General features: G+C 58.4%; 22 protein-coding genes and 1 tRNA gene. 18 read left to right on the top strand and 5 right to left on the bottom strand.

The window, feature by feature from the left end; all coding sequences use genetic code 11:
* Positions 1 to 65: 65 nt before the first annotated feature.
* The 6 genes from PM04_RS11540 (at position 66) to PM04_RS11565 (ending at position 7,155) form a co-directional block, all read left to right on the top strand.
* A complete protein-coding gene (locus tag PM04_RS11540; RefSeq protein ID WP_038006894.1) occupies positions 66 to 1,010 on the top strand; it encodes a DMT family transporter in 945 nt (314 codons plus the stop codon).
* A 166-nt stretch (positions 1,011 to 1,176) separates the two neighbouring features.
* Positions 1,177 to 1,893, top strand: a complete 717-nt coding sequence (locus PM04_RS11545) for a GntR family transcriptional regulator (RefSeq protein ID WP_038006897.1) — start codon at positions 1,177 to 1,179, stop codon at positions 1,891 to 1,893.
* Positions 1,883 to 2,791, top strand: coding sequence for a dihydrodipicolinate synthase family protein (locus tag PM04_RS11550; protein WP_038006900.1), 909 nt, complete (start codon positions 1,883 to 1,885; stop codon positions 2,789 to 2,791). The genes PM04_RS11545 and PM04_RS11550 overlap by 11 nt, the downstream gene beginning before the upstream one ends.
* Positions 2,788 to 4,266, top strand: a complete 1,479-nt coding sequence (locus PM04_RS11555) for an aldehyde dehydrogenase (RefSeq protein ID WP_038006902.1) — start codon at positions 2,788 to 2,790, stop codon at positions 4,264 to 4,266. Before PM04_RS11550 ends, PM04_RS11555 begins: the two co-directional genes overlap by 4 nt.
* Complete coding sequence (locus PM04_RS11560; protein ID WP_038006904.1) at positions 4,263 to 5,813, top strand: trimethylamine methyltransferase family protein; 1,551 nt, start codon at positions 4,263 to 4,265, stop codon at positions 5,811 to 5,813. Before PM04_RS11555 ends, PM04_RS11560 begins: the two co-directional genes overlap by 4 nt.
* A 1-nt stretch (position 5,814) precedes the next feature.
* Positions 5,815 to 7,155, top strand: a complete 1,341-nt coding sequence (locus tag PM04_RS11565) for an FAD-binding oxidoreductase (protein WP_038006907.1) — start codon at positions 5,815 to 5,817, stop codon at positions 7,153 to 7,155.
* Positions 7,156 to 7,290: 135 nt separating this feature from the next.
* Here PM04_RS11565 and PM04_RS11570 read toward each other — a convergent pair whose 3' ends face one another.
* Together PM04_RS11570 and PM04_RS11575 are read right to left on the bottom strand one after the other, a co-directional pair.
* Positions 7,291 to 8,496, bottom strand: a complete 1,206-nt coding sequence (locus tag PM04_RS11570) for an acyl-CoA dehydrogenase family protein (protein WP_038006911.1) — start codon at positions 8,494 to 8,496, stop codon at positions 7,291 to 7,293.
* A gap of 152 nt (positions 8,497 to 8,648) precedes the next feature.
* Positions 8,649 to 9,689 (bottom strand): AraC family transcriptional regulator, encoded by a 1,041-nt coding sequence (locus tag PM04_RS11575; protein ID WP_038006914.1) that lies wholly within the window; start codon positions 9,687 to 9,689, stop codon positions 8,649 to 8,651.
* Positions 9,690 to 9,840: 151 nt separating this feature from the next.
* On the opposite strand from PM04_RS11575, the gene PM04_RS11580 reads away from it, so the two are divergent.
* From PM04_RS11580 to PM04_RS11590, 3 genes are all read left to right on the top strand, one after another.
* Positions 9,841 to 9,914, top strand: a tRNA-Gly gene (locus PM04_RS11580).
* Between the two features lie 141 nt (positions 9,915 to 10,055).
* Complete coding sequence (locus tag PM04_RS11585) at positions 10,056 to 11,891, top strand: ABC transporter transmembrane domain-containing protein (RefSeq protein ID WP_038006916.1); 1,836 nt, start codon at positions 10,056 to 10,058, stop codon at positions 11,889 to 11,891.
* A 203-nt stretch (positions 11,892 to 12,094) separates the two neighbouring features.
* Positions 12,095 to 13,984 carry an acyl-CoA synthetase gene (locus PM04_RS11590; RefSeq protein WP_038006919.1) on the top strand — a complete coding sequence of 630 codons (1,890 nt, stop codon included), beginning with the start codon at positions 12,095 to 12,097 and terminating at the stop codon, positions 13,982 to 13,984.
* A 53-nt stretch (positions 13,985 to 14,037) separates the two neighbouring features.
* On the opposite strand, the gene PM04_RS11595 is transcribed toward PM04_RS11590, so the two are convergent.
* Positions 14,038 to 14,247, bottom strand: coding sequence for a cold-shock protein (locus PM04_RS11595; protein ID WP_038006922.1), 210 nt, complete (start codon positions 14,245 to 14,247; stop codon positions 14,038 to 14,040).
* A 162-nt stretch (positions 14,248 to 14,409) separates the two neighbouring features.
* Between PM04_RS11595 and PM04_RS11600 the strand changes: the two genes are divergently transcribed.
* Positions 14,410 to 14,739: an ArsC/Spx/MgsR family protein gene (locus PM04_RS11600; protein WP_038006925.1), complete on the top strand. Its 330-nt coding sequence runs from the start codon at positions 14,410 to 14,412 to the stop codon at positions 14,737 to 14,739.
* Here the strand turns inward: PM04_RS11600 and thrS are convergent.
* Positions 14,736 to 16,682, bottom strand: a complete 1,947-nt coding sequence (gene thrS / locus PM04_RS11605; protein ID WP_038006928.1) for a threonine--tRNA ligase — start codon at positions 16,680 to 16,682, stop codon at positions 14,736 to 14,738. The genes PM04_RS11600 and thrS overlap by 4 nt on opposite strands.
* A 224-nt stretch (positions 16,683 to 16,906) precedes the next feature.
* Between thrS and PM04_RS11610 the strand changes: the two genes are divergently transcribed.
* The 8 genes from PM04_RS11610 to PM04_RS11645 all read left to right on the top strand — a co-directional run bounded on the left by PM04_RS11610 (position 16,907) and on the right by PM04_RS11645 (position 23,964).
* Complete coding sequence (locus tag PM04_RS11610; RefSeq protein ID WP_038006930.1) at positions 16,907 to 17,131, top strand: hypothetical protein; 225 nt, start codon at positions 16,907 to 16,909, stop codon at positions 17,129 to 17,131.
* 73 nt (positions 17,132 to 17,204) lie between these two features.
* Positions 17,205 to 17,939 (top strand): alpha/beta fold hydrolase, encoded by a 735-nt coding sequence (locus tag PM04_RS11615; protein WP_038006933.1) that lies wholly within the window; start codon positions 17,205 to 17,207, stop codon positions 17,937 to 17,939.
* Between the two features lie 49 nt (positions 17,940 to 17,988).
* A complete protein-coding gene (locus PM04_RS11620; protein WP_038006936.1) occupies positions 17,989 to 18,978 on the top strand; it encodes a carboxylesterase in 990 nt (329 codons plus the stop codon).
* 27 nt (positions 18,979 to 19,005) lie between these two features.
* The gene (locus PM04_RS11625; protein WP_038006937.1) at positions 19,006 to 19,983 is read left to right on the top strand and encodes an ester cyclase; all 978 of its coding nucleotides are present in this window, start codon (positions 19,006 to 19,008) and stop codon (positions 19,981 to 19,983) included.
* 51 nt (positions 19,984 to 20,034) lie between these two features.
* A complete protein-coding gene (locus PM04_RS11630; protein WP_038006939.1) occupies positions 20,035 to 20,781 on the top strand; it encodes an SDR family NAD(P)-dependent oxidoreductase in 747 nt (248 codons plus the stop codon).
* On the top strand, positions 20,778 to 21,794 hold the full coding sequence (locus PM04_RS11635; protein WP_038006941.1) for a LacI family DNA-binding transcriptional regulator: 1,017 nt from the start codon (positions 20,778 to 20,780) through the stop codon (positions 21,792 to 21,794). Before PM04_RS11630 ends, PM04_RS11635 begins: the two co-directional genes overlap by 4 nt.
* Complete coding sequence (locus tag PM04_RS11640) at positions 21,791 to 22,774, top strand: ester cyclase (protein WP_038006944.1); 984 nt, start codon at positions 21,791 to 21,793, stop codon at positions 22,772 to 22,774. The genes PM04_RS11635 and PM04_RS11640 overlap by 4 nt, the downstream gene beginning before the upstream one ends.
* Before the next feature lie 62 nt (positions 22,775 to 22,836).
* On the top strand, positions 22,837 to 23,964 hold the full coding sequence (locus PM04_RS11645; protein ID WP_038006947.1) for a cobalamin-independent methionine synthase II family protein: 1,128 nt from the start codon (positions 22,837 to 22,839) through the stop codon (positions 23,962 to 23,964).
* Here the strand turns inward: PM04_RS11645 and PM04_RS11650 are convergent.
* Positions 23,961 to 24,302, bottom strand: a complete 342-nt coding sequence (locus PM04_RS11650; RefSeq protein ID WP_038006950.1) for a DUF427 domain-containing protein — start codon at positions 24,300 to 24,302, stop codon at positions 23,961 to 23,963. The genes PM04_RS11645 and PM04_RS11650 overlap by 4 nt on opposite strands.
* Between the last annotated feature and the right edge of the window lie 38 nt (positions 24,303 to 24,340).

The following is a 24,340-nucleotide window of genomic DNA, read 5'->3' on the forward strand; positions in this document are numbered from 1 at the left end:
AAGCCGACACGTGATTGTCGCTAAATGAACAGACCCGCGTAGGGCAGAGCCTGTAGCCGGGTTTCATGAGCACAGCCACAGTTTACACCCCGTCGACCGATCGCATCCTTGCCGGTGTCGCCCTAATGCTGGGGTTTTGCGTTACAGCCCCGCTCTTGGATGTGGCGGCCAAACTGGCGTCAGACAGCGTCCCGGTGGGGCAAATCACGACAGCGCGTTTTCTGGTGCAATGCGTTTTGATGGCGCCGTTTGTCTGGATCATGGGCGTGTCGCTGCATGTCGCGCAAGGGCAATGGTTGGCCCTTGTCTCACGTGCCGCGCTTTTGCTGGCCTCGACCTTTTGCTTTATCGCCGCGATCCGAGTGATGCCTTTGGCTGACGCGTTGGCGATTGTGTTTTTGGCGCCCTTCATCGTGCTTTTGGTTGGAAAGTTTTATCTCGGCGAAGACGTCGGTCCACGCAGGGTGGGTGCCGCGATGGTTGGGTTTGTGGGGGTCCTGTGTGTGATCCAGCCCAGTTTTGCAGCCTTTGGCGCAGTCGCATTGTTCCCGCTGGGCACGGCTGTGGGGTTTGCGTTCTACATTTTGGTCACGCGCGGTCTGTCGCGGCGGATGCACCCGGTTGCGTTGCAGTTCCACACGGGCCTGATCGCCAGCTTGCTGTGCCTGCCGGTCATGATCCTGGCAGAGGGCACAGGTTCCGCGATGCTCGATCCGGTTTGGCCTCAAGGGATCAACTGGCTTTGGCTATTTGGTGTCGGTTTTTTCGCGACCCTCAGCCACATGATGATGACCTATGCGCTGTCGCTTGCGCCCTCGGCCACACTGGCACCGTTGCAATACCTAGAACTGCCCGTGGCGACTTTGCTGGGCTATTTGGTGTTTCGCGACTTTCCCAATGCGATGGCCCTTGCGGGTATTGCCATCATCATCGGGGCGGGTCTGTATATGATCCACCGCGAGCGCGTCACTGCCCGTCAGTCGGCAACTGACCCCGCAGCGCGTATCTGATCGACGCCTCAAGCCTGCGCCCTTTATGGTGACGGTCGGTTCGACATTTCCACTTATTCAATTCCGAACGCCGCCCTGGGCGGTGTCTGTTCGGCGTTGTTCATGCATCAAAAGCTGACGCAAGAAATGCTTGATCGAATTTGCATACTGTTTGTATACATATTGTATGAATCAGAAGAAAACCAAACGAAGTAAGTCATTTTGCGCCGATGATCTGCGCAAGCGCATCTTGTCGCTGGAAATTGCGCCGGGTTCAGACCTTGATGAGGCGAGCCTGTCAGAGGAATACGGCATCTCTCGAACGCCCCTTCGGGAGATTTTTCACAGGCTTTCAGGCGACGGATACGTGCGCCTTGAGGAAAACCGTGGGGCAAAGGTCGCCTCCATGGACCTGTCGGTGATGCGCGTCTTCTTTCAGACGGCACCGCTGATTTACTGCACGGTGGCGCGACAAGCCGCAGAGAGCAGGACAAGCCTTCAGGTGGCGGACCTTAAGAGAATACAAGCCGCTTTTACGGCAGCTGCCAAAGCCGGCGACGTCGGTGAGAGCGCGATACTGAACCATCAGTTTCACGAACAAATCGGTCACATGGCCCATAACCCGTATTTGATGGCCAGCCTTAAGAGGATGCTGATCGACCATACTCGACTGAGCCAGACGTTCTTTGATCCGCAATCTGAGTTGGATCAAAACCGGATCGCGCAGGCCGTAGATCAACACGATGCGATGATCTCTGCAATCGAAGCCAAAGAGCCATCCTTGGCCATCGACCTCACATTGCAGCACTGGGACCTGTCTCGGAACGAGATGGAGAAATACGTGCGCCCAGATCCGCTGCCACTTGACGTTATTTCAATGAAAGACCGCCGCAATGCACTTTGAAGGTATCTATACACCGCTGGTCACACCATATCACGATGACTTTTCGGTCAACGAAGAGGCGTTGGCGCAGACCGTTGAGCATTTGGTCGCGGCGGGTGTTCACGGGATCATCGTGGCGGGTTCAACCGGTGAATACTATGCCCAGACCGAAGAAGAACGCATCTGGATGATGAACCGGTGTGCGGAATTGATCGCAGGGCGCGTCCCCATGATTGTGGGGACCGGCGCGATCCGTACGGAGGACAGTATCCTCTACGCCCAAGAGGCGAAAAAGGCGGGTGCCGATGCCTTGTTGGTCGCCACACCGCCTTACGCTTATCCCACAGGGCGTGAAATTGCGTTGCACGCGTTGGCCATCGACCGGGCCGCTAACTTGCCTGTGATGCTCTATAATTATCCCGGTCGTATGTCCGTGAATATGGACGAAGAAACGCTGGATCGATTGGGCCGCTCGCCCAACTTTTGCGGGATCAAAGAAAGCAGCGGCGATATCAATCGCGTTCACATGCTGGCGCGGGATTATCCCCATATCGCGTTATCTTGTGGGATGGACGATCAGGCGCTTGAGTTCTTTGCGTGGGGTGCGCGGTCATGGGTCTGTGCGGGATCAAACTTCGCCCCCGAGGCGCATATCGCGCTGTATCAGGCCTGCGCAGTTGAGGGTGATTTCACCAAAGGCCGCGCCATTATGTCGGCGATGCTGCCGCTGATGGGCGTGTTGGAGCAGGGGGGCAAATTTGTGCAGTGCATCAAATACGGCCTTACCCTGCGCGGGATTGATGCGGGGCCACCACGCCGGCCTTTGCAACCGCTCAACAAGGACGACAAACGCCAGCTGGCCCAAGTCATCCGGACCATGAACACGGCAGTTTCTGCCATCACGGGAGAAACCATATGACCGATCTTTTGACCCATGCAGAATACCGCGCCATTGCGGGTGAATTGGACCTGCCCCGTACCGCATTCATCGATGGTAAATACCGCGCGGGTTCGGGTGATACGTTTGCAACCACAAACCCCGCAACAGGCGAGGTGTTGGCTCAGATATCGGGATGCAACGCGGTGGATGTTGATTTTGCTGTGGCCAAGGCGCGGGAGGCGTTTGAGCAAGGGCATTGGTCCCGAATGCACCCATCGGATCGCAAAGAGATCCTGATCAAGCTGTGCAAATTGATGACCCGCAATCGCCGTGAACTGGCGGTGATGGAAAGCCTCGACAGCGGCAAACCGATCCGAGACTGCGAGACGATTGATATTCCCGAGACCATGCATTGCATCAAATGGCACGCAGAAGCGGTCGATAAAATCTACGATCAGACCAGTCCTACCGGTGATGATGCGATCTCGATGATCGTGCGGGAACCGATTGGTGTTGTCGGTGCTGTTTTGCCGTGGAACTTCCCGCTGATGATGCTCGCGTGGAAGATCGGGCCGTCGCTTGCGGCGGGGTGCTCCGTGATCGTGAAGCCCGCAGAGCAAACGTCACTGACGGCTTTGCGCGTGGCCGAACTGGCCCATGAGGCGGGAATTCCACGCGGAGTGTTGCAGGTTTTGCCCGGGGATGGACCCTCCGTTGGCGAACCCCTTGGCCTGCATATGGACGTGGACATGGTCAGCTTCACCGGCTCCACCGAGACCGGGAAACGCTTTTTGCGCTATGCGGCGGACAGCAACCTGAAAAAGATCGTGCTGGAATGCGGGGGCAAGAACCCCGCAGTGGTTTTTGATGATGCCGAAAATCTGGATCACGTGGCCGAGCATGTGGTGAATGCCGCGTTCTGGAATGCGGGGCAAAACTGCTCGGCGACGTCGCGGCTGATCGTCCACAAGGATGTCAAAGCGCCCCTGATGGCCCGGATCGAAGCACGCCTGCGCGATTGGAAGGTCGGTGATCCGCTAGATCCTGGCACACACATTGGTGCGTTGATTGACGCAGATCACTGCCAAAAAGTGCGCGGATTTCTAGATCTACAGGATCAAGGCGACGGTCCATTCGTGAACCCCGTCATCTATGATGTAAGGGCAGACGACGCCAAAGCACGCGAAGAAATCTTTGGGCCTGTGTTGTGCGTGATCGAAGTGGCCAGCAACGACGAAGCGGTCGAGATCGCGAATAACACCGACTACGGTCTTGCGGCCTCTGTTTTTACCGCCAACACCCGGCGCGCCATCCGCGCGGCCCGCGCCATACGTGCGGGCACGGTTACCGTGAATTGCTACGGTGAGGGTGATATGGCCACGCCCTTCGGCGGCTACAAACAATCAGGGTTCGGAGGGCGCGATAACGGCATCCATGCCCATGACCAATTTACCGAGCTTAAGACGATCTGGATCGACCTGAGCGATCCGCGTGAGGGAGACAATGTCGGATGAGTGTTGAGGCCGTTGGAACCACACGCCGTGGGCGGGGTGCGCGCAAAGCGATCCGCCAAAAGCGTGACACGAATATGTTGCCCGCTCTTAAACGTGGCATCCCGCTAACCGAACCGATGTCGCCCGAGCAGGTCGCGCGGATCGACAATGCCTCAATGCATATTCTTGAGAATGTTGGGGTCGTGTTTCGCGATCCCATCGCGCTTGCGGATTGGAAAAGGGCAGGTGCGGACGTGCGGGGTGAACGCGTTCACATTGACCGTGGCCTCGTGCGGGAGCTGATCAAAACCATCCCCTCGTCCTTTACGTATCATGCGCGCAATCCCGACAAGAACCTGCCCTTTGGCAACGATCACGCGATTTTTGTGCCCATGACAGGGGCTCCGTTCCTGCGTGATCTGGACGACAAGCGGCGCAACCCGACGCTCGATGACTTGGCGAACTTTCACAAACTCAGCCATATGCTGCCTGCGATCCACTCTTCGGCGCATCACATCGTTGAGCCCTATGATCATCCGATCAGTCAGCGGCATCTGCGCATTACCTATTCTTCGATGAAACACTCGGACAAGACGTTCATGGGCATGACAACAAGCCCCAAGAATGCCGAAGACGTGATGGACATGTGCGCCATCCTTTTCGGGCGTGAGTTCATGATGACCCATCCGGTCGTGACTGGAAACTGCAACGGGAATTCGCCGCTGGTCTGGGATGAAACAATGCTTGGCGCGATGCGGGCGTTTGCAAAATATAATCAGCCAGTCCTGTGTTCGCCGTTCGTGTTAGGTGGGGCCAACACGCCAGCCAGTGTCGCGCCCACCGTGGCCCAGGTGAATGCCGAAGCCTTGTCTGCGTTGGCCTATACGCAAGTCATTCAAAAAGGCACGCCAGCGATCTATGGCCACTATCTGGCCACTGTGTCTATGAAGTCCGGGGCCCCGATGGCGGGCACCCCCGAGATCAGCTTGATGAACATGATGATTGGTCAGATGGCCCGGCATTATGATGTGCCGTGGCGCACGTCAAATACACTGGGCGGGGCAAAAACGTTTGACGCTCAGGCAGGCTATGAGAGTGCGACCACAATGATGGCGGTTCTGATGTCAGGCGCCAATTATATTTGGCACTCTGCCGGCTGGAATGAGGCCGGTATGCACTGTTCGATGGCGAAGTTTGTGGTCGATGCGGAGCAATGCGCAATGGGGCACCGGATGGCTTCGGGCATCAAGTGGGATGATTTTGAGCAAGGGCTTGCGGCGGTTGCTGATGTTGGGCCCGGTGGCCACTATCTGGGCCACCCGCACACGCTTGAAAACTTCCAAGACGCGTTCTTTATGCCCGAAATGTTCGACAACAATTCCATCGAGCAATGGCAAGCGGACGGAGCGGTTGAGATCAATGAACGCGCGTTGAAACGTGTCCGTGATTTGTTGGGTGAATATGAGGAACCAACGCTTGATCCCGGTGTGAATGAGGAACTTCTGGATTACATCGCGCGTCGTGAGCGCGAGATCCCAGCCGCTGATGCATTGAACCAAGACCTGTGACATGAGCCGTATTGCCGTCAGCAAGTTGCCTATCGATCCTGGCCCTGCCGCATGGAACGAACTGCTGCCGAATGCACCGCGGCCGCAAAGCGTTGAGGGCCATCTGACGGCGGATTGGATTGTGATCGGTGCCGGTTTTGCGGGCTTGGCTGCGGCGCGACGGTTGTCGCAGTTGTGCCCATCGGACCGCATTTCCATGCTAGATGCGCGGCGCGTCGCCGAAGGGCCCGCAGGGCGCAATTCGGGTTTTATGATCGATCTGCCGCATGATCTGGCCTCGGCGGACTATGGCGGTGCGCGCGAAAAAGACCGGGCACTGACTGCGGACAATCGGCACGCAATTGCCTTTGCCGCTGAGATGGCGCGCGAATTTGGCTTGGGCGAAGATGTGTTCTCTCAGTCCGGCAAAATCAACGGTGCGGCGACGGCCAAAGGTCACGCGCACAACTGCGAATACGCCGCGCATCTGGCCAGCATGGATGAGGCGTCCGAGATGCTTGATGCCCAATCCATGAAGGGCCTAACGGGCACAGATTACTACCGCAGTGGGCTTTACACGGCCGGCACCGCGATGATCCAGCCCGCAGCTTATGTGCGAGGCGTCGCGCAGGGTTTGTCGTCCAACCGGGTGCAAATCTTTGAAAACAGCCCCGTGACAGGGCTGAGCCGCGATGGGGATTGGACCGCGACCACACCAGCGGGAAAGGTGACCGCGCCCAAGGTCATCTTGGCAGTGAACGGTCATCTCAACAGTTTTGGTTTCCTCAAAAACCATCTGATGCATGTGTTCACATATGCCTCTATGACGCGCCCCCTTAGTGCCGCAGAGATGGCTCGGCTGGGTGGCCAGCGCGTTTGGGGCATCACGCCCGCAGATCCTATGGGGACGACTGTGCGCCGCATTTCGTCGCCGCAGGGTGACAGGATCATCGTGCGCAATCGCTTCACGTTTGATCCCTCGATGGAGGTGGATCAACGCCGTATCACCCGCGTCGCGCGGGACCATGATCGCGCCTTCTGTGCGCGCTTTCCAATGTTGGCTGACGTTGGCATGCAGTACCGCTGGGGCGGACGGCTTTGTCTGAGCCGGAACAACGTGTCAGTTGTGCGCGAATTGGATGAGGGGCTGTTTGCGGCGTGCTGCCAGAACGGTCTGGGCACAACGCGGGGCACGTTGGCTGGCATCCTCGCGGCAGAGTTGGCGACAAACACAAAGTCAGATCGTCTGGACCGCATGCTCGCAGACGCCGAACCTACCAAGTTGCCGCCGGGATTGATCACAAAGTATGGCGCAAACGGCTACTTGCGGGTTCAAGAGCTCAAAGCTGGCCGAGAGCTTTAAGCTTTGGTGCGCGCATTCTGAGCGCGGTCATCAAAGGTATCTGCGCGGCAGTGATCTGGTCAAAATAGATGGCAAAGACATCATGTCATTTGACCAGATCAAGGGCTTAAGTGCGGGCGCGCAGATAAGTCTGGGCTATTCAGCCGCGATTGAGCCGGGATTTTCGTCTGTCTCACCAAATCCTTTGGGGACGGGCAAATCTGGCAGTGTCGCTGCGCGCTTCTGCAGGGCCCGCCCAATGACGATCCGGCTGATCTCCGTCGTGCCATCGACGATCCGCAACATCTGCGCCAAGCGGGACAAGCGGTCCAACCCGTATGGTTGCAAAAGGCCCATACCGCCCAAGACCTGAGTGCAGGTATTCGCAGCCTTCACCGCCGCGTCGGGCACAAAGCGTTTTGCGTGCGCGGCCATCAAGGGGCCTTCCGGCGTGCCGAGCGCCTCAGCGGCTTTTCGATACAGCAGTTTCGAGGCCTCAAGGTCGGTCGCTACTTCGCCCAGCATCCACTGGATACCATCTAGGTCGAGGTTTTTGCCGCCAAACATTTTGCGGTTCTTGGCATAAGACAGTGCCGTATCAAGTGCGGCTTGCATCAGCCCGCAACACCCGGATGCGATGGACACCCGCGCGATATCAATGGCCATAAGCGATCCCTGCAGCCCCTGACCGATCGGGAGGATGATATTGTCTTCGCTCACAACGACACGGTCCAGATGCATCTCTGACATCGGCAGGAAGTTGTAGGACGGCGTGTCATATAGCGGGCCAAAGCTGATGCCTTCAGCATCCGCTGGAATGGCGATCATGGCCATGTCCTTGTGGCCCGGTGCATCGCTGGTTTTGACGACGGTGAAATAGACGTCGGCTTCGCCCGCCAAGCTGACCCATGCTTTCTTACCGCTGATGGTCCACGTGCCGTCACCGTTAATGGTGGCGCGTGTGTACATCTGCATCGGATCAGACCCCGATTGCGGCTCGGTCAATGCAAAGTTTGCTAGTTTACGGCCAGAGGTAAGATCACGCGCCCATGTGTCTTTGAAAGCGTCTGTGCCATAGCCACAACCTGCAAAGGTGCAGATATTATGCATCGAAAGGGCAAAGGCGTAGGCGCCGTCGCCAAGCCCGAGCTGTTCATAAACCTGAATACCCTCAGCCAAAGGCAGCCCTTGGCCGCCCAATTCTTCTGGCGCGTAAAGCCCCATCAATCCCGCCGCACCCGCCTTGTCCGAAGCATCACGCGGCCATGTTTTTGCAGCGTTCCACGCATCCACATTCGGCGCGATAACCTCTTTGGCATGGGTGTGGGCGGTCTCAAGAATGGCGCTGAGTTTTTCGGACATGTGTTGTTTCCCTCGATATATAGAATACTCACATCTTGCCACGCCCCTTGGGGCCTGTGCTTAGAGGTGGTTTTGAAATTAGCCCGCTTACGTGGGCTTTGATTGATATCTAGCGGCTAGGCTTGTCCCGATAAATCTCGGGAGGTGACAGGTTATTGTCCAAAAGTGACAATATATTTCGTCTGACGCCGATACGCACGCGGGGTATTGCCTGTCCATCGATGAAAGGCCCGATGAAAATTTGCGGCCGAGGAAAAACCGACTTCATGGGCAATGGCCTCAACGCTCTTTTCACCAACCAACAGGTGCCGGATTGCTATATCGCGCCGCAAATCATCCTTGATGGATTGGAACGATACCCCGTCAGCCTGCAACTTACGCATCAGTGTGCGCGGCGTAGTGTGCATATAGCGGGCCGCGTCGTTCAGCGTGGTTTTGTCCCATCCCGCGGTGCTAAGGTAGCTTCGGACGCGTAACGCCTGAGTGTGTTCGCTGGACCTGGTGAAAATCCAATCTCTTGGCGCGTTTTCTAGAAACAAGTCCAACTCGGCGGTGCTGCGCATCTGAACGGGTCCAAGACCTTGTAGGTCAAAAGCGATGAACGTTTCGGACGTGTCAAAGGCAACAGCTGCCGGGAAAATAACCGCATAGTCCTGCGCAAAACTGGGGCTTTCAAAAGCGAAACCGACCCGGCGGACCGGGACTTCGCGCCTTGCAAGCCACGACAGCAATCCATGGGCCAATTTGAGTATCAACATATGCCCAAATCGCTGCACAGGCCTCTGGCCCATTGGGCGTAGGGATAGAACCCATTCCGCATCTATTTGTGTGAGTGTGAACTGATAGTCATCCAGAAGCAGGTTCCAGAATGTCGAAAAGCGGTACAGCGCGGACGACAGCGAGGTCGCTTCACGTACCGATGTCAAAAGATGTTGCAGCGCACGCGGTCTGATTGGCCTGCTCCAAAGCCCCATCATTTCATCGCCAGTCTCCACTGCTGCGCGCTGATAGAGACCTACGATTTGATCCAAAGTCACCCGGCCTTGAGATGGGTTTTGATCCACAATGAGATTGGAGCGTTCCAGCAGCGATTGGTACTCAGCCTCAGTGCAAAGCGGGCGCAGGGCGTCGAGCCAGTCCGCAATGAACGGGCGAGAAACAGTTGAATAATGCGTTGGCGTGGCCGAGGTCATGGGGCTGTTGCTATCACTGGATTGCGCAAGGTTGAACTCCTACGTCTCTTTGGCTGTGCCGGTGCCAGGGCAGGCTTACGGTCATGCGGGCGCTGCCGCTTTGTGGGTCTTGACCTCACTCAAAAGGTCAAATACTCACCAACACAAGGTCGCGGGCGTTGTGTAATGGTAAGACCTCAGCCTTCCAAGCTGATGATACGGGTTCGATTCCCGTCGCCCGCTCCAACCTGTTTCCCATCACACGCCAGAGTATCGTTGAAGTGCGGGGGCCTATAGCGGCGCGGCAAAGCGCTCCAGTTTGGGCCGCATGCTTGTCACGCCCGACATGGGCCTTTAAGCAGTTGCAAACGATGCGGACACACCCACATGACTGATGCGACTGACATTGGCCAAGCCTCGGCTTCGGCTCCGGTATCCCAGCCTAAACCGGCTGAGGAGGAGCGTGCACGCTCCAAGAAAATCGGCTCTTTGCAGGCCCTGTGGCCGTTCATGGCGCCTTATCGGACGTTGTTGTTCGCGGCCATCGGTGCCCTTGTTCTGACCGCTTGTGTTAGCCTGACACTGCCCCTTGCCGTGCGCCGTGTGGTGGATGGGTTTCAGATGGGATCGTCTGAATTGCTCGACAAGTATTTCTTGGCAGCCCTCGGAATTGCTGGGCTTTTGGCCATTGGGACGGGGTTGCGGTACTACCTTGTGACCCGGTTGGGTGAGCGCGTTGTCGCGGATATTCGCACGGCGGTGTTCGCGCGGATGATCACCATGAGCCCCTCATTCTTTGAAAAAATCATGACGGGCGAGGTTCTGAGCCGGATCACAACGGACACGACGCTGCTGTTGTCGGTTATTGGCTCGTCCGTCTCAATTGCGCTGCGCAACATATTGATTTTCCTTGGTGGGCTGGGGTTGATGATGTGGACCACGCCCAAATTGTCGGTCCTTGTCGTGATGATTGTGCCGCTGGTCGTGGTGCCGATTATCGTGTTGGGGCGGCGGCTGCGTCGCCTAAGCAAGGAAAATCAAGACTGGATTGCGGACAGTTCTGGCAAAGCATCAGAAAACTTGTTGTCCGCGCAAACCGTACAAGCCTTTACGCACGAGCGTCAGACAGCGAACCTGTTCGCTTCGGTCACCGAAGCCTCATTCGAGAGCGCGAAGACCCGCATCAAGACCCGTGCCGTGATGACAGTGATCGTGATCTCACTGATTTTTGTCGGGATTGTGGGTGTGTTGTGGATCGGGGCGCGGGATGTGCGTGCCGAAATCATGACCATCGGCGAGCTGATCCAATTCCTGATCTACGCGATCATGGTTGCAGGGGCGGTTGGTGCCTTGTCCGAAATTTGGGGCGAGTTGCAGCGTGCCGCAGGCGCGACCGAGCGTTTGGTTGAACTGCTTGAAGAACAAGACGCCGTCGCAGACCCAGTGGTGCCCCAAGCGCTGCCCGATGGTGGGCGCGGGGCGTTGGAATTTGACAATGTGACCTTCCGCTATCCGGCCCGACCGGAAACAGCGGCGTTGAACGGTATCTCGCTGCGCGTGGAACCGGGTGAAACCGTAGCACTCGTGGGACCGTCAGGGGCGGGTAAATCCACGATTATCCAGTTGATCCAGCGGTTCTACGACCCGAGCGAGGGCGAGATCCGCTTGGACGGATTGAACCTGCAATCGATGAACCGTGCGGCTTTCCGCAAGGCCATGGCGTTGGTGCCGCAAGAGGCGGTGATCTTTGCGGCCTCGGCGCGTGAAAATATCCGTTTTGGGCGACCAGAGGCGAGTGATGCAGAGGTTGAGGCTGCCGCCAAAGCCGCCGCTGCGCATGGGTTTTTGTCGGCTTTGCCAGAGGGCTATGACACCTATGTCGGTGAACGGGGCGTGATGTTGTCGGGCGGCCAAAAACAACGGATCGCCATTGCCCGCGCCATCTTGCGCGATGCACCGATCCTATTGCTGGATGAGGCCACAAGTGCGTTGGATGCCGAGAGCGAGCGGCTGGTCCAAGAGGCCGTGACGGCAATGTCCAAGGACCGTACGACGCTGATCGTGGCGCACCGGCTTGCGACGGTGAAACAAGCCGATCGCATCCTTGTGTTTGAGGATGGTCAGATCGTTGCGGAGGGCACGCATGATAGCCTCGTCGCGCAGGGGGGGCTGTATGCCCGACTGGCGCGGCTGCAATTCACTGACGGTGTCGCGGCGGAATAAATAAACGTCTAAAAGGTGCCCCCAATAAGGGGGCATTTTTGATTTAGGGGGCGCTGCCCCCGGCCTGCGGCCTCCCCCGGAGTATTTTTGGAACAAAGGAGGCGCGGCTCGCACGCAGCGTCACGGTTGTTTTGTGTGAGGCTGTTTTGCATTCTTGATGCCAAGCGCCCGATGCGGCGTGGTCATCAAGGGAGGGTGGCATCATGGCGTCGTTTGCGTCCAAAGCCGATATTGTGGAAATCGAGCGTACCGAGCCTTGGCCGGATGTCGCACCAGCGTCGACGCTGTATCAGCTGTTGTCTCAGACTGCGGCGCGGCATTCTGATCGCCCGGCAATTTCGTTTCAGTTGTTTTCAGGGGCGTCTGATCCGGCTGTGACCCTAAACTGGGCTGAGTTCCATGGCCGTGTGACGCAAGCTGCCAACCTGTTTCGGTCATTGGGTGTGGGTGAGAGCGATACGGTTGCCTACGTTTTACCCAACTGCAACGAGACGCCTGCCGTATTGTTGGGTGGTGCGGTTGCGGGTGTTGTGTGTCCGGTGAACCCTTTGCTGGAGCCTGCGCAAATAGCCTCGATCCTACGGGAGACGGGCGCCAAGGTTGTGGTCACGCTTCGGCCCTTTCCCAAGACTGATGTTGCGCAGAAGGTGGCTGAGGCCGTGGCGCTGGCACCAAATGTTGAAGCTGTGTTGCAGGTGGATCTGTTGGGCTATCTGACGGGGCTCAAGCGGTTTGTGGTGCCTTTGGTTCGGCCCAAGGTCGCTGCCACGCACAAGGCGCGCATCTTGGATTTTGAGGCTGAGTGCCAAAGGCATCGCAGTGATGGCCTTGATTTTGCCGACAGTGCGGGGGACCGCGTCGCGGCGTATTTCCACACGGGCGGCACCACGGGTATGCCTAAGGTGGCGCAGCACACCTATGCGGGCATCATTTACAACGGCTGGATCGGGCATCGATTGTTGTTCACGGAACATGACAACATCATCTGCCCATTGCCGTTGTTCCATGTCTTTGCCTGCCATGTCATTTTGATGGCGGCGGTTACGTCTGGGGCCCATGTGGTGTTTCCTACGCCTCAAGGGTACCGTGGTGAGGGCGTGTTCGACAACTTTTGGAAGTTGGTTGAGAGATGGAAGATTAGTTTCATCATCACCGTACCTACGGCGATTTCGGCCAAAATGCAGCGCCCTGTGGATGCGGATATCTCAAGCGTGAAGACGGCGTTTTCTGGGTCTTCCCCGCTGCCGGTTGAGCTGTTTAACCGGTTTGAGGCGGCGACTGGGGTTAATATCATCGAAGGGTATGGATTGACCGAGGCCACTTGCCTTGTGTCGTGCAACCCGGTGGATGGGGTTAAAAAAGTTGGCTCAGTTGGGGTGCCGTTCATGCATTCCAACGTTAAAATTTTGCGGCTTAAAGATGGTGCGGTTGTCGAATGCGCCACCGATGAGATCGGAGAGATCTGTGTTGATAATCCCGGTGTGCTAGAGGGCAGCACCTACACAGAGGCCGATAAAAACCGAGACCTGTTCTATCACGATGTCTATCTGCGCACGGGTGATTTGGGGCGGATAGATGAGGACGGCTATCTGTGGATCACCGGGCGCGCCAAGGACCTGATTATCCGTGGGGGGCACAACATTGACCCCGCAGAAATCGAAGAAGCGCTGGCAGGTCATGAGGCAGTGGCCTTTGTCGGGGCCATCGGCCAGCCAGATGCGTTCGCGGGTGAGTTGCCGTGCGCCTATGTTGAGCTGGTTGCTGGCGCCGATGTCACAAGTGACGCGTTGATGACCTATGCCAAGCAGCATGTGTCGGAGCGCGCCGCGCAGCCGAAGTACATTGAGATCATGGAGGAGTTGCCCAAGACAGCAGTGGGCAAAATCTTTAAGCCTGACCTTCGTAAATCGGCAATCATGCGGGTGTACAACGCCGCGTTGGCCGAGGCAGGTATGGCTGCCCGTGTCGAACGTGTGGTCGAAGACAAAAAGCGTGGCCTCGTCGCGCATGTGGCTCGTACCGGGGAGGCGGACGACGGCGAAGTCTCAAAGGTCCTCGGGGTTTATGCGCAACCGTGGGAATGGGCTGAATAAGCCAGCCGGTGCTTTGGCGCGCCCCGGTGTAATGCGGGGCGCGCACGCAAGCGTCAGTCGAGAGCGACGAGGTCAGATGCCGAGGATCGGCCGTCGCGACCCTCACGCAATTCAAACTGGATTTTTTGATCATCCCGCAGGCCCGTCATGCCTGCGCGTTCGACCGCAGAAATATGGACAAAGATGTCCTTTCCGCCGTCGTCAGGGGCAATGAAACCATAACCCTTTGTTGTATTGAACCATTTTACAGTGCCGGTGGCCATCCCGGTGTCTCCTACTTGTCCGTTCGCCCATGGGCGTCTGTTCTGTGCTTCAGCCACCCCGGCCGTAAGCTTGATGGGAAATTAAGTATTGCGTAAACCATCAAAGACAAGGCGACGCGCAGCGACCACGATTTTCGCTAGGTCGCGTGACAGGGGGATAGAATGGTTAAATTATACGGGATCAAGGCGTGTGATACATGCCGCAAGGCGCTTAAGTCTTTGGAAGCGGGCGGTTTTGCACCGGAATTTCACGACGTGCGTGACGCGCCCCTAAGCGGTGAAACGCTTGAAGCGTTTCTTAACGTTTTGGGAAGTGACCTGCTAAACACGCGGTCGACCACGTGGCGTGGCCTGTCGGAGGAGGAGCGGGCGCAAGAGCCGTTAACGCTTTTACAGGCGCATCCGACTTTGATGAAACGCCCCGTCATTGATCACGACGGGACGCTTACTTTGGGGTGGGGCAAGCCTGTTCAGGCGGCCTTTGGGGTTTAGCGCAGGTCGGGCGCTACGGCGTCTGCTGCCAGCATTTCGACCACCTCGGAGAGCGGTAGTACCTGCGTCTGTTTCTCACCCAAACGGCGCAGGGTAACTGTGCCGTCCTCAACCTCTTTGCGGCCCACAGCCAAGATCACTGGCACCTTGCCGAGCGAGTGCTCGCGGACCTTGTAGTTGATCTTTTCGTTGCGCAAATCGGTCTCTGCCTTGATGCCTGCGGCTTTCAACTGCGCCACTGCGTCCGTGCAAAAATCATCAGCGTCCGACACGATTGAGGCCACAACCACCTGACGCGGCGCGAGCCAGAAGGGCAGTTTTCCCGCGTGTTCCTCGATCAGGATACCGATAAAACGCTCAAACGAGCCGAGTGTCGCGCGGTGCAGCATCACGGGGCGGTGGCGTTGGCTGTCTTGGCCGATGTAGCTGGCGTCCAGCCGCTCAGGCAGGACGAAATCCACTTGGTGCGTGCCGCATTGCCAATCGCGCCCGATGGCGTCGGTCAAAACGAACTCAAGCTTGGGGCCGTAGAATGCGCCTTCGCCGGGGTTGATCTCGGGTTCAATGCCCGCCGCCCGGGTGGCGTCCAACAGCGCAGCTTCGGCCTTGTCCCAAACCTCATCAGAGCCGGAGCGTACCTCAGGCCGCGTTGAAAACTTGACGCGGAAATCGGTGAAGCCAAGGTCGCGGTACATGTCAGACAAAAAGTCGATGTAGATGCGTGTCTCGCTCTCGATCTGGTCCTCGCGGCAGAAGATGTGGCCATCATCCTGCGTAAATCCGCGCACCCGCATGATCCCGTGCAATGCGCCCGAGGGCTCATAGCGCGCACAGGACCCAAATTCCGCCATCCGCAGGGGCAGGTCCCGGTAGGATTTAAGCCCTTGGTTGAAAATCTGCACGTGGCAGGGGCAGTTCATTGGCTTAAGAGCGTTAACGGCTTTCTCGCGGGCGTGATCTTCGTCCACCTCAACGATGAACATGTTCTCTTGGTATTTTTCCCAGTGTCCGGATTCGATCCATAACTTGCGGTCGACGACCTGAGGTGTGTTGACCTCAACATAGCCGCCAGCGCGCTGCTTGCGGCGCACGAAGTCTTGTAGGTCGGTATAGATGCGCCAGCCGTTGGGGTGCCAGAACACTTGGCCCGGGGCTTCTTCTTGCATGTGGAACAGGTCCATCTCGCGCCCAAGGCGGCGGTGATCCCGTTTTTCGGCTTCCTCAAGGAAGGTCATGTACTGCTTCAGGTCGTCCCGGTTGCGGAAGGCCACGCCGTAGATGCGCTGCAACATGGGGCGGGTGTTGTCGCCCAAGAAATACGCCGCCGAGACGTTGGTTAGCTTGAATGCATCGGCGGGCACTTGGCCTGTGTGTTGCAGGTGCGGGCCACGGCACAGGTCCATCCATTCGCCATGCCAATACATGCGGATGTCTTCGCCTTCGGGGATGCGATCAAGGATGTCGACCTTATAGGGCTCATCGTTGTCGACGTAGTACTGGCGAACCTTTTCACGGCTCCAAAGCTCGGTGCGGACGGGTTCGCGCGCGTTGATGATCTCTTTCATCCGCTTTTCAATCGCGCCCAGATCCTCGGGGGTGAAGGGCTCTGCGCGGTCAAAGTCATAGAACCAGCCGTTGTCGCGCACGGGGCCGATGGTGACCTTTGTGTCAGGCATCAACTCTTGAACGGCGCGGGCCATGATGTGGGCCAGATCGTGCCGGATCAGCTCTAGCGCGGGCTCTGCATCTTGCATCGTGTTGATTGCAATGGCGCAATCGGCCTCAAGCGGCCATGCCAGATCCCAATGGGCGCCGTCGACCTGCGCGCTGATCGCTTTTTTGCTGAGCGATTTGGAAATCGCCGCCGCGACCTCAGCGGGCGTGGTGCCAGCGTCTACGTCACGTGTGTTGCCATCGGGAAAGGTGAGGGTGATCTGGGACATCGTTTGTGTCCTCCGTCGTTTTGGCGCCCACGGAGCGCCCGGTTGCGGGTAATATGTTCGGCCGCTTTGTGACGGGTGCCGCCGGGGGCGTCAACCCGCGCCTGATCTGGGTATGCAAATGTATGCTGGGATAAGCATTTAAGTCGCAGAAAATACTGGAAAAGTCGCTTTTGCGCGCCATGTTTCCGATAAGAAAGTTTTGTAACTGTACAAAGGCCGTCGTCATGCCCACCCCCAACCGAACTTTTGATCTAAGCGTAGAAGACCTTGACCTGATCGAGGCGGCACTGCGCCGCAAGAAACGCGCGCTCAATGAGGCGCAATTGGTTGGTGCTGGTACGCGCGATGACGCGGCGGAGCAGCTGAAGGACATTCATGATCTGTTGGGGCGGCTGCACAATCAAAAGACGTTCTATCGCCCCAAGCAAGCCGTCTACGTCAGCGGCTAGGTCGTCCTCAATCAAGGCCTGACACCCTTCGCTCTTTGCGGCATAACCGTAAAAAACAAGAGGGGAGCAGCACGTGCAATATTTGGACACAGCCCAAGGCCGCCGCATCGCATATCACCGCACCGAGGGTGCAGGGCCGACCGTGGTTTTTCTGGGCGGCTTTAAATCTGACATGGAAGGGTCCAAGGCGACCCATCTAGAAGCCGTCGCGCGCCGTGAAGGTCGTGCATTCGTGCGCTTCGATTACTCAGGGCATGGGCAAAGCTCGGGCGCGTTTACCGATGGCTGCATCGGCGATTGGCGCGATGATGCGCGTGCCGTGCTGGACGAACTGACGACAGGCCCGCTGGTTCTGGTGGGCTCCTCCATGGGCGGTTGGATTTCACTTCTGCTCGCGCGCGAGATACCTGAACGCCTTAAGGGGTTGGTCACCGTTGCCGCTGCACCTGATTTTACAACCCGCCATTGGGACGGTCTGTCTCAGGCAGATCGTGCCACAGTAGTGCGCGAAGGGCAGGTGGCCCAACCTAGCGACTATGGCGAGCCTTATATCTTTACCAAACGGCTGTTCGACGATGGGGCTGAGAACCGGGTTTTGACAGCGCCTCTATCCCTAAGTTGTCCTGCCCGCATGGTGCAAGGCACCCAAGACAATGCTGTCCCGACATCAGAGGCCACGCGTCTTTTGGATCATCTACAATGCCCCGATGCGCAGCTTTTGTTGGTCAAGGACAAGGACCACAGTTTTTCCGACCCTGAATGCCTGCACCTAATCGAACGCTGCGTCGCGGAAGTCTCTGCATCTTGACGCAGGCCCCTTGCTTCGCCCTTATCCATGCAGGGTGGAGGAAGAATTGATGCTTGAATTTTTGACGTGGACAGCGCGGGTTATCGCGGTGTTGGTGGCAATCGGGGCGGGGCTATGGGTGTTTGGCCCATATGAGCCGGTCGAGGCTGCAAGTGCATTTGATCCTAATGCCTTGCCGGATGATCTTGATGCATATCTGGCGCAGTCAGAGGCCCTTGTGCCCAACCTGCGGCCCGGCACCCACAAACGCATCCATTGGCATGGGCTCCCCGGCGCGCAGACCGATGTGGCGGTGGTCTACATCCACGGCTTTTCGGCCAGTTCTGAGGAAATTCGCCCCGTCCCGGACCGGGTCGCGCAGGCGCTTGGGGCCAACCTGTATTTCACGCGGCTAACGGGGCACGGCCAAGACGGCACCGCGATGGCCACGGCCACGGCGGGTGCGTGGTTGCAGGATGTGGCAGAGGCCTATGCGATTGGCCGCAAAATCGGGCGCCAAGTCCTCGTGTTTTCGACGTCCACGGGCGGCACCCTCGCGGCCGCGACGGCCACAGATCCGGGCCTTTCGGAGGGTATCCTTGGGCATGTGTTCGTATCGCCGAATTTCGGCTTGGCCAATCCCGCGGGGCAATTGCTGAGCTGGCCCGCCGCACGCTACTGGGCGCCACTCATCGCGGGGCAGAACCGCAGCTTTGAGGTTCGGAATGAGGCTCACGGCGCCTATTGGACCAGCGCATATCCAACGATCGCGGCGATGCCGATGGCGGCGATTGTACGCTATGTGGCGGGTTTAGATGTCTCAACGGCTCAGCTTCCGGCGATGTTCCTGTTTTCTGATGCCGATCAGGTCGTCTCTTCCACGGCTACTCGGGCGGTTGCTGCGAAATGGGGCGGGCCGGTCCAGCTTGAGCCGGTTACGGTCGGCCCCGATGATGACCCTTACAGCCACGTTATCGCCGGGGATATTCTGTCGCCCGGGATGACCGATCACGCCGTTGCATCCATCACGAAATGGGCGCAAACACTCATCGCTCCCTAATCACTGCCGCTTCACAGGAGGCCTGAAATGGACCCCAAAGCCGTTGTTCAACCGCTTCGCACGCTGTCTGATTGCACCTTGGCGCAGGCGCGATCCGCGCTGGGCCAAGTCTTTGCGCCTGACGCCTTGATCCAACTTGGCGCGCCTTGGGTCACAGGTACCGGGCCGGACGCGTGGGCGGACCAAGCGCTTGCGCCCCTGTATGACGCCATGCCCGACGCCGAGCGGCGCACATGGATTGAGATGGCAGGCCATGACGCGGCTGGTCAGATGTGGGTTGGCCACGGTGGTCACTACATGGGCCAGTTTTCTGCCCCTTTTCTCGGCATTCCAGCGACCCACCGACTGGCCGCAATCCGCTTTCATGAGTTCTTTCGGATTGAAGGCGACCGCGTGGTCGAGATGCAGGCTATCTGGGATATCCCCGAACTGATGATGCAGGCCGGTGTGTGGCCGCTTGCGCCCTCACTTGGCCGGGAATGGCTTGTGCCCGGACCCGCGACCCAAGACGGTTTGACCATCGCTGGCGATGGCACCCACGCGCTTGGGATTGTTGGTGATATGCTCACGGGCCTCGGGCGTTCCCGCGAGGGCGAGGCGGCGATGGAATTGCCCCGCTACTGGCATCCGCGTTGCAGCTGGTACGGGCCTGCGGGCATTGGCACCGCGCGCGGCATCGTGGGCTTCAGGCAACATCACCAGATCCCTTTCCTTGATGCGATGCCGGACCGCCGCGCCTTGATGGATCAGGGGCATTTCTTTGCGGAGGGCGACTATGTCGGCTTTACCGCCTGGCCGGGAATGGAGATGACGCTGAGCGGCGCGAACTGGCTGGGCCTGCCCGCGACGGGTCAAAAGATGACGATGCGGTCGTTGGATTTTTGGCGGGTTGAGGGCGACCTGATCCGCGAAAACTGGGTCTTGGTGGATCTGTTGGACGTCTATGCGCAGTTGGGCGTCGATGTTTTTGCGCGAATGGCGGCGTTGGGTGGCGGACAGGCTTGACCTTGGCCGCCCATTCCGGTTGCATACCTATGCAGTTTGACCGGAGCGACCATGACCCCTTTGCCCAAAACCCCATCCTTTCGGCTTGACGGTAAACGGGCGTTTGTGCCCGGCGGCGCGCGGGGCATAGGTTTGGCCTGTGCTGCGGCCCTTGCGGATGCAGGGGCGGAGGTCACAGTCGCCGCGCGCAGTGCCGATCAGGTGGCGGAGGCCGCCTCGGCCTTGGGCGGTTCCGGCGTCGTGTTGGATGTGACTGACCATGACGCCGTCCGCACCTTTTTTGGGCAGTCGGGGCCGTTTGATATCCTGTGCAATTCGGCGGGCCTTGCACGTCACGCTGCGGCCATGGACACAACTCCAGCCGACTTTGATGCGGTGATGGCGGTGAACGTGCGCGCGGCCTATTTCCTCGCCCAAGAAGCGGCACGCGGAATGGTGGGCCGTGGGGGATCGATCCTTCAGATCAGCAGCCAAATGGGCCATGTCGGCGGGATTGAACGAGCCGTTTATTGCGCCAGCAAACACGCGGTCGAAGGCATGACCAAGGCCATGGCGATTGAGTGGGGGCCGGAACGTATTCGCGTCAATACCCTGTGCCCCACGTTCATCCGAACGCCCCTAACAGCCGCCACATTCGCGGACCCGGACAAACGCGCTTGGATCGAGAGCAAAATCAAACTGCCCCGTGTGGCAGAGGTGGAGGACATCATGGGCGCCGTGGTCTTTTTGGCCTCGGACGCGAGTGCGATGGTGACCGGCACGTCGCTGTTGGTCGATGGCGGATGGACCGCCGGATGAACCGCAAGATCACCTCAATGGACGTCGCGGCCAAGGCGGGTGTGAGCCAATCGGCGGTGAGCCGCGTCTTTACGCCCGGCTCATCCGTATCAGAAAAAATGGCCCGCAAAGTGCGCGACGCGGCAGAGGAATTGGGCTATCGACCCAATGTTTTGGCGCGTTCGTTGATTACAGGCTCCAGCCGGATCATCGGGCTGGTCGTGGCTTATCTGGATAATCCATTCTACGCTGATGCGCTGCAAAAGCTGAGTGAAGCCCTCGATCAAGAAGGCTATCACCTTTTGGTGTTTATGGCTGGCAACACGCAAGGCGACGTGGACCATGTCATCGAAAGTCTGATGGACTATCAGGTCGACGGGATCATCACGGCCTCCATCAACCTTAGTGGTGAGCTGGCTGAAAGATGCGCGCGCGCAGGCATCCCGGTGGTGTGTTTCAACCGCTCTGTCATCGGGGAGGGGCTTTCGGCGATCTCATCCGCTAACCGCGCGGGTGGAGCCAAAATCGCCGCTTTCTTGGCGGCGGGTGGCCATCAGCGATGCGCACATATCAGCGGCTGGCAGGGTTCCAGTACCGGGCGCGAACGCGCGGAGGGTTTTGCTGTGGGGCTAAGCGAGGCAGGCTTAGAAGTGCACGCGCAAATCGACGGCATGTTTGATCGCGACACAGCGATGAACGCGGCCCAAACCTTGATGCAAATGTCCGAGCCACCCGATGCGATTTTTGTCGGCAATGATCATATGGCCATGGCCATCATGGACCATCTACGATTTGCTATGGGGCTGAGCGTTCCAAATGACGTCTCGGTGGTGGGCTACGATGACGTGCCCATGGCCGCATGGCCTAGCTATGACCTGACCACGCTGCGCCAACCTGCGCGCCGCATGGTTGACGCCACCGTCCAAGAAATACTGACCCGCATAACCACACCCGACGCGCCCGTGCGTCGGATCGAAATTGACGGCCCCCTGCTGGTGCGGGGTTCGGCGCGTCTACCAAAGGAGGCCCCATGAAGGGTTTTGACGAAAAATTCCAAGATTTCCCGGACTATATCATCGGGATCACCAAAGAGATCTGGGAAGATCGGGGCATCGCGACCCTGCACGACTATTACCACCCCGAGATTGTCGTCCGCTCCCCTGCGAGTGTGGTGATCGGCAATCAGAATGTTATCGGCGCGACCATGGCCACACTGGCAGAGTTCCCCGACCGTCAGCTGCTGGGCGAAGATGTCATTTGGTCCGGCACGCCGGAGACGGGGATGCTCAGCTCGCACCGGATCATTTCGACGGCCACCCACGCAGGCAGCGGCGCCTATGGCGAGGCAACGGGCAAACAATTGCGCTATCGCATCTTGGCGGATTGCCACGCGCGCAACAACATGATCGACGATGAATGGTTGATCCGGGATCAGGGCGCGATTGTCCGGCAGATGGGATGGGATCCCAAGGCGTTTGCCGCAGACCAAATCACGCGCGAAGGCGGGCCAGAGGCGTGCGTGCGCCCGCTGAGCCCCGAAACAGATCAGCCCGGCCCCTACAAGGGCGCTGGCAATGACGACCCGTGGGGCGCGCATTACGCGGAGATTTTGCAGCGGATCATGAATGCCGATATGGCCGCAATCCCCGACAGCTATGACCGGGCCTGCCAACTGGAATATCCGGGTGCCTATACGGGCCACGGTTGGGGCGACGCGGACCGGTTCTGGATGTCACTGCGTGCGGCATTCCCCGATGCGAAATTCACCTGCGAACATGTCATCGGCCGCGATGATCCAACGATGCCGCCACGTGCCGCGATCCGCTGGTCGCTGTCGGGCACGCACTCCGGCTGGGGCGCGTTTGGCGCACCCACCGGGGCGCAGGTCTATGTGTTGGGTATCAGCCACGCGGAATTCGGCAGCTTCGGCGTCGCCGCGCCAAAACTGCGCCGCGAATTCACGCTGTTCGATGAAACAGCCGTGTGGAAACAAATTTTGCTACAAACGGGCTAATCCAGCCACCGATGACTTTGACAGCGGCACGTGCAAATGCGTGCCGCGAGAGGGAGACTAAGATGATCAGAACAACCCATGTGGGCAGCCTGCCGCGCACTCAAGACGTGGTGGATTTGATCTTCGCCCGGGAAAATGGCGCGTCCTATGACCAAGCCACGTTTGACGCCACCATGACCGCGGCCAGTGCGTCGACGGTTGGGCGGCAGGTCGCCTCGGGCGTGGATATCGTCAGCGATGGTGAGACGTCGAAAATCAGCTACGCGACCTACGTAAAGGACCGCTACACCGGCTTTTCCGGCGATAGCCCCCGCAATGCGCCTGCCGACCTAAAGGCGTTCCCGGGGTTTCTAAAGCGGCTCGCGGATGATGGCGGCACACCGCAATACGCACGACCCATGTGCACGGGGCCTGTTGCCTCCAAGGGGCAGGGTGAGTTGCAGACCGATATCGCCAACCTCAAGGCGGGTATGGCCGAGCACGGCGCAACAGAGGGCTTTATGAACGCAGCCTCGCCCGGCGTGATTTCGTTGTTTTTACAAAACGACCACTACCCTACGCGGGAGGCATATTTGGCGGCACTTGCTGATGCTATGGCCGAGGAATATCGCACCATCGTCGATGCGGGCCTGTATCTACAGCTGGATTGTCCCGACCTCGCGCTGAGCCGTCATATGCTGTTTGCGGATTTGTCTGATGCAGAGTTTCTCAAGATCGCCGCAAGCCATGTAGAGGCCCTGAACCATGCGCTTAGTGGGATTGATCCATCGCGGGTGCGTGTTCACATCTGTTGGGGCAATTACGAAGGCCCGCATGTGTGTGATATCGACATGGCCAAAGTGTTTCCGACGCTGATGTCGGTCAATGCGAGCCAGTTGTTGTTTGAGACCTCAAACCCCCGTCACGCCCATGAGTGGACCGTGTTCCGAGACCGCGCCGCAGAAATTCCTGAGGATAAAATCCTCGTGCCCGGCGTGATCGACAGCACCACAAACTTTGTGGAACATCCTGAACTGGTCGCTGAGCGCGTTACGAAATTCGCGCAAATTGTGGGGGTAGACCGGGTTATCGCAGGGTCGGATTGTGGTTTTGGAACATTCGCCGGCTTCGGCACCGTTGATCCAGATATCGCCTATGCCAAGCTGAGCGCCCTATCGGAAGGCACCCGCTTGGCGGCTGAACGGTTCTAGAGTTTTTCGACGTGGATGGTCCCGGTCACAAAGGCGATATGCCCTGCGATCGCGGACACCGCGTCGGCGGGGGTCTCATAGGACCACGCCACGTCGTCGACTTGTCCGCTACGCCCAACAAGGTGAAAATAGCTCGCGACGCCCTTTTTGGGGCAGGTTGTGGTTGTGTCGGATGGCTCAAGAAAAGCCATGCCAATGTCTTCGCGGGGGAAATAGATGACGGGGGGCAAGTTGCCTTCGGTCAGTTCCAGCGCGTTGCGGGTTTCACCAAGCACAGAGTTATCGGTCCGAACGACCCAGGTTCCGGTAGCCTTGTGAACGGAAATCTCTTTTAGCATGTCTCTCTCCCCTGCGGTGTAAGGGCCTCATGTAACAC

Origin of the sequence: Thalassobacter sp. 16PALIMAR09 (assembly GCF_000765485.1) — a bacterium.
GTDB lineage: Bacteria > Pseudomonadota > Alphaproteobacteria > Rhodobacterales > Rhodobacteraceae > Thalassobacter > Thalassobacter stenotrophicus.